Below are 613 nucleotides of genomic sequence, written 5' to 3'. Positions count from 1 at the left end.
TCGGACCAGTTCGCGTACACCGTCATGGCGCAATACGCCCCGTAAAAGAAATGAGCCGCCACGAGTACCGAAGGTGCCTCAAGGCAAATGCTCTTTCAATTGAACAGAGCGCGTTTACCTTCGGACCGTTTCCGTGAACGGCATTTTATCTTCTTATTTGCTTGATGCCGAAACCACGCCTGTCCGTTCTATCCATTGCATTGGCCGTTCTTTTTGGGGGGATGCTTTTACTGACCTATTTGGGCAATTCGTCCATCCGGCGCATCCTTTTCTCGGACACCAGCGCGGATTATATGTTGACGGCGGAACAGGCCCCGGCTTGGCTTCAGGTGCTCATGCTCTTACCCGCGGGCGCCCTGCTCTATCTCTGTGCGCAGCGTAGAGAGCCTAAGCGGGTGCTCCTGTTCGGCCTGGTGGGCCTGTGCTGGGGCTTGAGCGGGCGCACGGTGGGGATGATGCTTGAGGTGGTCGGGTAAATGTGGACAGAATAGGGTCTTATCTTTCGAATGTCATGAAGGACAGCCCCCAACCTCCTAAACGTCGGCGTTATGATGCCGCCTTCCGCGCTGAGGCGCTGCGTCTGGCGGGCGAGAGCCGCTCGACCCAGGCCGCG

Annotated in this window: 1 protein-coding gene; it reads left to right on the top strand. The window is 57.6% G+C overall.

Going from position 1 to position 613, the window contains the following annotated elements; genetic code table 11:
• The first annotated feature begins 161 nt into the window (after positions 1 to 161).
• On the top strand, positions 162 to 476 hold the full coding sequence (locus tag CDA63_RS20150; protein ID WP_126546999.1) for a hypothetical protein: 315 nt from the start codon (positions 162 to 164) through the stop codon (positions 474 to 476).
• Positions 477 to 613: the final 137 nt, after the last annotated feature.

Source organism: Hymenobacter amundsenii (assembly GCF_002204745.1).
Taxonomy (GTDB): Bacteria; Bacteroidota; Bacteroidia; order Cytophagales; family Hymenobacteraceae; genus Hymenobacter; species Hymenobacter amundsenii.
The sequence above is the reverse complement of the archived record's forward strand: the minus strand, read 5'-3'. Positions and strand labels throughout refer to the sequence as shown.